This window comes from Geminicoccus flavidas (assembly GCF_009806515.1).
Taxonomy (GTDB): Bacteria; Pseudomonadota; Alphaproteobacteria; order Geminicoccales; family Geminicoccaceae; genus Geminicoccus; species Geminicoccus flavidus.
Genome location: NZ_WUJP01000786.1, coordinates 1 through 1,222, shown reverse-complemented (window position 1 = coordinate 1,222; position 1,222 = coordinate 1). Strand labels below are relative to the sequence as shown.

Below are 1,222 nucleotides of genomic sequence, written 5' to 3'. Positions count from 1 at the left end.
CGCCGCCAGCGCCCGCTCATGGGTGTGCAGGCCCTTGAACGAGGGGAGGAGGGCCGGGTGGATGTTCAGCATCCGGCCACTCCAGGCCTGCACCAGCTCCGGCCCCAGGATGCGCATAAAGCCGGCCAGGCAGACCAGTTCCGCACCGCTCTCGGCCAGGGCCTGGCCCAGGGCTGCGTCGAACAGGGCGCGGCTGGCGAATGCCCGGTGCTCGATCACCCGGGTCGGGATGCCGGCCGCGGCCGCCCGCGCCAGCCCGCCCACGCCCGAAACATTGCTGATGACCTGGACGATCTCGTAGCTGCTGCCCGCCTGGCGATCGATCAGCGCCTGGAGGTTGGAGCCGCTGCCCGAGATCAGGACGGTGACGGGGCGGGCCATGCGGTCTCGGCGTGCTCGAAGACGACGGCGGGAGCATCGGATGTGCGCGGGGTGATCCGGCCGATCCGGTGGACGGTCTCGCCCGCTTCCGTCAGGAGGCGGTGCAGCGCGTCGGCCCGCTCCGGCGCCACCGCCAGGACCATGCCGATGCCGGCGTTGAAGGTGCGGCGCAGGTCGGCCTGGGGCAGGCGGCCCTGCTCGGCCAGCCAGCGGAACACGCCGGGCAGCTCCCAGGCGCTTGTGTCCAGCACCGCCTGGGCACCCCCGGGCAGCACCCGCGGCAGGTTCTCCTCAAGCCCGCCGCCAGTGATGTGGGCCAGCGCCTTGACTCCGCCCGCCCGGATCGCCGCCAGGCAGCTTTGCACATAGATTCGCGTGGGCGTCAGCAGGGCGTCGCCCAGGCTCTGCTCCGGCGCGAACGGGGCAGGGGCCGCGAGATCGGCACCGCCTTCCTCCAGCACCAGGCGCACCAGCGAGAAGCCGTTGCTGTGCACGCCCGACGAGGCCAGGCCCAACAGCATGTCGCCCGCTCGAACATCCGGGCGGGGCAGCAGTGCCTCGCGCTCGACGGCACCCACGGCAAAGCCAGCCAGGTCGAAATGGCCGGGCGCGTACATCTGCGGCATCTCGGCGGTCTCGCCGCCGATGAGCGCACAGCCCGCCTGCCGGCAACCCTCCGCGATGCCCGCCACGATCCTGGTCCCGGCCTCGGCCTCCAGCCGGCCGGTGGCGAAATAGTCCAGGAAGAACAGGGGCTCCGCACCCTGGACCACCAAGTCGTTCACGCACATGGCGACGAGATCGATGCCGATACCCTCGACCTGCCCGGTTTTCGCCGCCA

The 1,222-nt window shown here is 71.8% G+C and carries 2 protein-coding genes; both read right to left on the bottom strand.

The genetic code is table 11. The features are described from left to right. Positions 1–381, bottom strand: a 381-nt coding sequence (gene purN / locus EQG76_RS22585; RefSeq protein WP_265338967.1) for a phosphoribosylglycinamide formyltransferase, incomplete at its 3' end; no start/stop codon positions are given. Beyond that, the coding region (gene purM / locus EQG76_RS22580) for a phosphoribosylformylglycinamidine cyclo-ligase (protein WP_159716565.1) at positions 357–1,222 on the bottom strand (866 nt) is incomplete at its 5' end. The genes purM and purN, both read right to left, overlap by 25 nt.